Origin of the sequence: Enterobacter cloacae complex sp. IR5422 (assembly GCF_049238165.1) — a bacterium.
GTDB classification, from domain to species: Bacteria; Pseudomonadota; Gammaproteobacteria; order Enterobacterales; family Enterobacteriaceae; genus Enterobacter; species Enterobacter roggenkampii.
This window is the reverse complement of the sequence record NZ_JBMKHT010000086.1, coordinates 1-7,339: the sequence shown is the minus strand read 5'-3', so window position 1 is coordinate 7,339 and position 7,339 is coordinate 1. Positions and strand designations below refer to the sequence as shown.

6 protein-coding genes are annotated in these 7,339 nt (G+C 54.0%); 5 read left to right on the top strand and 1 reads right to left on the bottom strand.

The features are described 5' to 3' along the window. The first annotated feature begins 209 nt into the window (after positions 1 to 209). From araF to otsA, 5 genes are all read left to right on the top strand, one after another. Complete coding sequence (gene araF / locus ACOTXT_RS21965) at positions 210 to 1,199, top strand: arabinose ABC transporter substrate-binding protein AraF (protein WP_008500409.1); 990 nt, start codon at positions 210 to 212, stop codon at positions 1,197 to 1,199. 71 nt (positions 1,200 to 1,270) lie between these two features. After that, complete coding sequence (gene araG, locus ACOTXT_RS21960) at positions 1,271 to 2,785, top strand: L-arabinose ABC transporter ATP-binding protein AraG (RefSeq protein ID WP_008500410.1); 1,515 nt, start codon at positions 1,271 to 1,273, stop codon at positions 2,783 to 2,785. A gap of 11 nt (positions 2,786 to 2,796) precedes the next feature. Beyond that, positions 2,797 to 3,786 (top strand): L-arabinose ABC transporter permease AraH, encoded by a 990-nt coding sequence (araH, locus tag ACOTXT_RS21955; protein ID WP_171843394.1) that lies wholly within the window; start codon positions 2,797 to 2,799, stop codon positions 3,784 to 3,786. Positions 3,787 to 3,962: 176 nt separating this feature from the next. Continuing rightward, on the top strand, positions 3,963 to 4,766 hold the full coding sequence (otsB, locus tag ACOTXT_RS21950) for a trehalose-phosphatase (protein ID WP_023325535.1): 804 nt from the start codon (positions 3,963 to 3,965) through the stop codon (positions 4,764 to 4,766). Continuing rightward, on the top strand, positions 4,741 to 6,165 hold the full coding sequence (gene otsA, locus ACOTXT_RS21945) for an alpha,alpha-trehalose-phosphate synthase (protein WP_021240457.1): 1,425 nt from the start codon (positions 4,741 to 4,743) through the stop codon (positions 6,163 to 6,165). Before otsB ends, otsA begins: the two co-directional genes overlap by 26 nt. Positions 6,166 to 6,180: 15 nt before the next feature. Here otsA and uspC read toward each other — a convergent pair whose 3' ends face one another. Beyond that, entirely contained in the window at positions 6,181 to 6,609 is a 429-nt protein-coding gene (uspC, locus tag ACOTXT_RS21940; protein ID WP_008500414.1) for a universal stress protein UspC, read from the bottom strand. Positions 6,610 to 7,339: the final 730 nt, after the last annotated feature.

Genomic DNA, 7,339 nt, shown 5'->3' with positions numbered 1-7,339 from the left:
CGGGTCTGGCGGCGTTTACTGGAAAACTCACTGTCGGCAAAAGTCAGTTGCTGGCTCATCCGGTTACTCATTCTGGGTTCAGGTTACAACACGATGATCTCACATCTCGGACTTATTCGCACCTTCCCTAATGCCTTGTTTTAAGTCCGATTAAATAAGAAGCACGCACATATTCCCTACAGAAAAGAAAGCTAAAGCTGGAGTTTACCATGCACAAATTTACTAAAGCGTTGGCGGCCATCGGTCTGGCTGCCGTTATGTCACAATCCGCTATTGCTGAGAATTTAAAACTCGGTTTTTTGGTAAAACAGCCCGAAGAGCCCTGGTTCCAGACGGAGTGGAAATTCGCCGATAAGGCCGGGAAAGATTTAGGTTTTGAAGTGATTAAAATCGCCGTGCCTGACGGTGAGAAAACCCTGAACGCCATCGACAGCCTGGCGGCCAGCGGTGCGAAAGGTTTCGTTATCTGTACGCCGGATCCAAAGCTGGGCTCGGCCATCGCGGCAAAAGCCCGCGGTTACGACATGAAGGTCATTGCCGTTGACGATCAGTTCGTGAACGCCAAAGGCAAGCCGATGGACAGCGTCCCGCTGGTCATGATGGCCGCGACAAAAATCGGCGAACGTCAGGGCCAGGAACTCTATAAAGAGATGCAAAAACGCGGCTGGGACGTCAAAGAGACCGCAGTGATGGCTATTACAGCGGATGAGCTGGACACGGCGCGTCGTCGTACAACCGGGTCAATGGACGCGCTGAAGGCGGCCGGTTTCCCGGAAAAACAAATCTACAAAGTCCCCACCAAATCTAACGATATCCCGGGCGCTTTCGACGCCGCCAACTCCATGCTGGTTCAGCATCCGGAGGTCAAACACTGGCTGGTGGTCGGCATGAACGACAACACCGTGCTGGGCGGCGTGCGCGCGACGGAAGGTCAGGGCTTCAAGGCACCTGACGTGATCGGGATTGGCATCAACGGCGTTGACGCCGTCAGCGAGCTGTCCAAAGCGCAGGCCACCGGCTTCTACGGCTCACTGCTGCCAAGCCCGGACGTTCACGGCTATAAATCCAGCGAGATGCTTTACAACTGGGTCACCAAAGGGGCTGAACCGCCGAAATTTACCGAAGTGACCGACGTGGTGCTCATCACCCGCGACAACTTCAAAGAGGAGCTGGCGAAAAAAGGACTGGGCGGGAAGTAATACGCGGTGATTGTGCCCCTCATCCTGCATGAGGGGCCTGACGTACACACTACAGGAATCACGGAGACGTTATGCGACAGTCTGATCCGTATCTCTCTTTTCGCGGCATCGGGAAAACCTTCCCCGGTGTGAACGCGCTGACCGATATCAGCTTCGACTGCTATGCCGGCCAGGTTCACGCCCTGATGGGGGAAAACGGTGCGGGAAAATCCACGCTGTTGAAAATCCTCAGCGGCAACTACTCGCCAACAACCGGCACGCTGGCGATCCGCGGCGAAGAGGTCTCTTTTGCCGATACCACGGCGGCGCTCAATGCCGGGGTGGCCATTATCTATCAGGAGCTGCACCTCATCCCTGAGATGACCGTGGCGGAAAACATCTATTTAGGACAGCTCCCGCACAAAGGCGGCGTGGTGAATCGTTCGCTACTTAATTATGAAGCGGGGCTGCAGCTAAAACACCTGGGGCTGGACGTCGATCCCCAGACGCCGCTGAAATATCTCTCCATCGGCCAGTGGCAGATGGTTGAAATTGCCAAGGCGCTGGCGCGTAACGCCAGAATAATTGCCTTCGATGAACCCACCAGTTCGCTCTCTAAGCGTGAAATCGAAAATCTGTTCCGCGTGATCCGCGAATTGCGTCAGGAAGGCCGGACGATTTTGTACGTTTCGCACCGCATGGAAGAGATATTTGCTCTCAGCGATGCCATCACCGTGTTTAAAGATGGACGCTATGTGCGCACCTTTACCGACATGGCGCAGGTGAACCATGACCAGCTTGTTCAGGCGATGGTCGGACGCGATCTGGGTGATATCTATCACTGGCAGCCTCGCCAGTACGGCCCTGAGCGTCTGCGCCTCGATAGCGTAAAAGCGCCGGGCGTCAGAACGCCGATTTCGTTATCCGTACGCAGCGGTGAAATCGTCGGCCTGTTTGGTCTGGTAGGCGCGGGGCGTAGCGAATTGATGAAAGGGCTGTTCGGCGGTACCCGTATTACCGATGGGCAGGTCTCCATTGACGGCGAGCGGGTAGACATTCAGAAACCGGCTCACGCAATCGGGGCAGGGATGATGCTCTGTCCGGAAGACCGGAAAGCAGAGGGTATTATTCCGGTGCACTCGGTACGCGACAACATCAATATTTCCGCCCGCCGTAAGTTTATTCGCGCAGGTTGCCTGATAAACGATAGCTGGGAGTCGAGCAATGCCGACCACCATATTCGTTCACTGAATATCAAAACGCCGGGTCCGGAACAGCTGATCATGAATCTGTCAGGCGGAAACCAGCAGAAGGCCATTCTGGGCCGCTGGCTGTCGGAGGACATGAAGGTCATCTTGCTGGATGAGCCGACGCGCGGTATCGACGTGGGGGCAAAACACGAGATTTATAACGTGATCTATGAGCTGGCAAAACGCGGCGTGGCGGTGCTCTTCGCCTCCAGCGATCTGCCGGAGGTGCTGGGCGTGGCCGACCGCATTGTGGTGATGCGTGAAGGCGAAATTGCCGGCGAATTACTTCATGAACAGGCGAATGAACAACAGGCGTTGAACCTCGCCATGCCTAAAGTTAGCCAGGCCGTCGCCTGAGTAAGGAGTTAATGATGTCCTCTGTTACTACATCCGGAGTGCCGAAGTCGAAGTCGGCGTTGAGCGTTGGGCGTATCTGGGATCAGTACGGCATGCTGGTGGTGTTTGCCGCACTGTTCGTCGCCTGCGCGATCTTTGTCCCCAACTTTGCCACCTTCATTAATATGAAGGGGCTGGGTCTCGCCATCTCCATGTCCGGGATGGTGGCCTGCGGGATGCTGTTCTGTCTGGCCTCCGGCGATTTTGACCTGTCGGTGGCGTCGGTGATTGCCTGTGCAGGCGTTACGACGGCCGTGGTGATCAACATGACGGAGAGCCTGTGGATTGGCGTTTTTGCCGGTCTGTTACTCGGCGTCATCAGCGGCCTGGTGAACGGTTTTGTTATCGCGCGCCTGAAGATTAACGCCCTGATCACGACGCTTGCGACAATGCAAATTGTCCGCGGGCTGGCCTATATCATCTCCGACGGTAAAGCGGTGGGGATTGAAGACGAGCGTTTCTTTACGCTGGGTTACGCCAACTGGCTGGGTCTGCCTGCGCCTATCTGGCTGACCGTGGCCTGCCTGATCCTGTTCGGCTTCCTGCTTAACCGGACCACCTTTGGCCGTAATACGCTGGCGATTGGCGGTAACGAAGAGGCCGCCCGTCTGGCCGGGGTGCCGGTGGTGCGCACCAAGATTATTATCTTTGTGCTCTCGGGGCTCGTTTCTGCCGCGGCGGGGATTATTCTGGCGTCGCGTATGACCAGCGGCCAGCCAATGACCTCTATTGGTTATGAGCTGATCGTTATTTCGGCCTGCGTGTTAGGGGGCGTTTCCCTCAAGGGCGGCATCGGAAAAATCTCATATGTGGTGGCCGGTATCCTGATTTTGGGCACGGTAGAGAACGCCATGAACCTGCTGAATATTTCGCCGTTCTCGCAGTACGTGGTGCGTGGTCTGATCCTGCTGGCAGCGGTGATTTTCGACCGTTACAAGCAAAAAGCGAAGCGTACCGTGTAACCGTTTTGCACCTCTTTTATTGCTCAACTTATAACCATAGTTGACCCCTTCACCGCCCCGCCAGTAAAACTGGCGGGGCGGTTGTCAAATGGCGAGCGACGTCACACTGTCTATACTTACATGGCTATGAAAGAGGTAAAGGCGTTTACCTCTCGTCAACCGTAAGGAGGAAAAGGGTGGCTGACTTGTTAACCGCACCGCCTGTACTGCCCGGACATTATGCTTTCTTTTTTGATCTCGACGGCACGCTCGCCGGGATAAAACCGCACCCCGATCAGGTGTCTATTCCGGAGGCGGTGTTACAGGATTTGCATCAGCTCTCGCTCATGAATGAGGGAGCACTGGCATTGATATCAGGGCGCTCAATGGCCGAGCTGGATCTGCTCGCCAGTCCATACCACTTTCCGCTGGCCGGTGTACACGGAGCGGAGCGCCGCGACATCCATGATCAAACGCATATCGTTTCACTCCCCGACGCACTGACGCAAACGCTCCAGAAGCGGCTCTCTGCTGCGCTGGCCGACCTGCCTGGCACCGAGCTGGAAGCCAAAGGCATGGCCTTTGCCCTGCATTATCGCCAGGCACCGCAGCACGAAGATGCCGTGCTCGCGCTTGCTCAGACGGTTGCGGATGCGCATCCACAGCTGGCGCTGCAGCCGGGCAAATGCGTGGTGGAGTTAAAGCCGAAGGGGATTAATAAAGGCGCTGCCATCGCCGCATTTATGGCGGAGGCACCTTTTAAGGGCCGGACGCCTGTTTTCTTAGGGGATGACCTGACCGACGAGGCCGGGTTCCGTGTGGTTAATCAGGCCGGAGGGATCGCCGTTAAGGTAGGGCCTGGTGACACTGTCGCCGAATGGCGGCTGGCGGATGTCGCCAGCGTCTGGCAGTGGGTATCTGATATCGCTAACCAGCAACAACAACAAATAGCGCAAAACAAAGGGGGAAACCATTATGGGTCGCTTAGTCGTCGTCTCTAACCGAATCGCACCGCCTGATGATAAAAAAGCCAGTGCGGGTGGCCTGGCGGTAGGGGTATTAGGTGCCTTGAAAGCCGCTGGCGGGCTGTGGTTTGGCTGGAGCGGAGAAATCAGTGAAGAAGAGAAACCGCTCAAAAAAGTGACGCGCGGGAACATCACGTGGGCATCGTTTGCATTAAAAGAGAAAGATTACGACGAGTATTACTCGCAGTTCTCGAATGCCGTCCTGTGGCCGGCGTTTCACTATCGCCTTGACCTGGTCAAATTCCAGCGTGAATCCTTCGAAGGCTACGCGCGCGTGAATGCGCTGCTGGCGGATAAACTGCTGCCTTTAATAGAAGAAGACGATATTTTATGGATCCACGATTATCACCTGCTGCCGTTCGCCAGAGAGCTGCGAAAGAGGGGAGTGAATAACCGGATTGGCTTCTTCCTGCACATCCCGTTCCCGACGCCGGAAATTTTTACCGCGCTGCCGCCGCATGAAGAGCTGCTGGAGGCGCTGTGTGACTACGATTTGCTGGGCTTCCAGACGGAAAATGACCGCCTGGCATTCCTGGACTCCGTGTCAGGGAAAGCGCGTCTGGTGACCAAAGGCGGGAAAACCCATACGGCGTGGGGAAAAACGTTCCACACCGAAGTGTATCCAATAGGGATTGAACCTGACGAAATCGCGGAGCAGGCCTCCGGCCCGCTGCCGCCGAAGCTGGCGCAGCTTAAGAATGAACTCAAGCACGTGAAAAATATCTTCTCGGTCGAGCGTCTTGATTATTCTAAAGGGCTGCCGGAACGCTTCCTGGCATATGAAACGCTGCTGGATAAATATCCGGAGCATCACGGTAAAATCCGCTATACCCAGATAGCGCCGACGTCGCGCGGTGAGGTTCAGGCCTATCAGGACATTCGCCATCAGCTGGAGACAGAAGCCGGGCGCATTAATGGCCGCTACGGGCAGCTGGGCTGGACGCCGCTGTTTTATCTGAATCAGCACTTCGACCGCAAGATCCTGATGAAGGTCTTCCGCTATGCGGACGTTGGCCTGGTGACGCCGCTGCGCGACGGGATGAACCTGGTCGCGAAAGAGTATGTGGCAGCGCAGGACCCCGCCGATCCGGGTGTTCTGGTGCTATCCCAGTTTGCCGGGGCCGCAAATGAGCTTACCTCGGCGCTGATTGTGAACCCTTACGATCGCGATGACGTGGCGAATGCCCTGAACCGCGCGCTGACCATGCCGCTCACGGAACGTATTTCCCGCCATGCTGAAATGATGGAGACGATCCGGAAGAACGATATTAACCACTGGCAGGCGCGTTTTATTCAGGATCTCCGCGATATCGCCCCACAAAGCCATGAAGGCGATTTACAAAAAAAGATCGCAACTTTCCCTAAACTTGCCTGATATTTCCCTGGGGGGTTAACGCCCCCCAAGCGGCACTAATAACACGTCAACCTGACTTGATGCGACAATGGATTTCGCCGCGCAGGCCGCGCGCGATAAAAAGCTGTGGTTATGATTCCCGCATATCACTAAATCAATATTCTGTTTACGACACATGTCGAGAATATGGGCATTAAGTTCTCCTGTCGCAATTACGGTTTCATAGACAGGATAGTGTGCCTTTTCGACCAGCTCGCGCAGAAATTGCTGCGTTTCCTCCTGAAGTACCTCACGAATATCCTCCAGCATGGGGGCAGCCAGCTGATTATACATCTCGGGTTCGGCCGCAAGCGTGATGAGGCTGATGCGGGCATTGTGGGGTCTGGCAATGGAAACTGCCCGGGCGACGAGTTGATGGCTTTCTGGGGAAACGGCAACAGAAACAAGTAGATGGGAGTAACTCATGGCGCACTCCTTGGGTGTCTGACTGACAGCGTTTGATCACCTTTACCGCGATTTTCCGGGTTCTGCAAGGGCTGATTACGACATTAGTGTGAAGCTTATCATAATTATTCATTAATTATTCTTATAAGAAGAATAACTGAAAAATGCGCCTAAATGAAAAAAATTAACAACTTAACGTAAATCACACAATTTTATGCCTTGACTGTTGAATCGTTTTGATGCGTTACAAAATCATTTCGAATGATCACGCTCTGAAACATCTTTTTTGGGCAGCCTGCATAACTCTATGTTTTTTCACAGTAAGAAAAATGTTTCCCGGAGGGGTGAATGATGTAAATGTTTCCGCGCGACGCCCACCCGAGGAAAAGCACGTTGCATGCCAGTTCTGATCCCCCTTCTGCATGAGTATTCGTCAATTAAGAATACAAAACAGTGTTGATTGGTTAATATTTGAACAAATTACAAGTCATACTGATGGATTTATGGGTCATATTCACTTAAATTGTGTGACGTAGATCACATTTTTTTTAAATTTGAGGATGGCTGGATTGTATGTGTCAAAACTGACGAGTAGAGTTTGCGTCGAATTAGGAAAAATCTTAGGGAAGTTGCGATTAAGTGGTCCGCAGCTCCCGATATGACGCCCCAAACCGTCCTTTATCGACGTCCTGTGGCTCAATTTTCCAATTTTCAGCCCAAAATCGTCTCTTCGTGGCTGATTTTGGCCCTG

What these genes read in the sequence shown, in the direction of transcription:
- araF (WP_008500409.1), top strand. Translation starts at nt 210, where the DNA reads ATGCACAAATTTACTAAAGCGTTGGCGGCCATCGGTCTGGCTGCCGTT.
- uspC (WP_008500414.1), bottom strand. Translation starts at nt 6,609, where the DNA reads ATGAGTTACTCCCATCTACTTGTTTCTGTTGCCGTTTCCCCAGAAAGC.
- araG (WP_008500410.1), top strand. Translation starts at nt 1,271, where the DNA reads ATGCGACAGTCTGATCCGTATCTCTCTTTTCGCGGCATCGGGAAAACC.
- otsA (WP_021240457.1), top strand. Translation starts at nt 4,741, where the DNA reads ATGGGTCGCTTAGTCGTCGTCTCTAACCGAATCGCACCGCCTGATGAT.
- araH (WP_171843394.1), top strand. Translation starts at nt 2,797, where the DNA reads ATGATGTCCTCTGTTACTACATCCGGAGTGCCGAAGTCGAAGTCGGCG.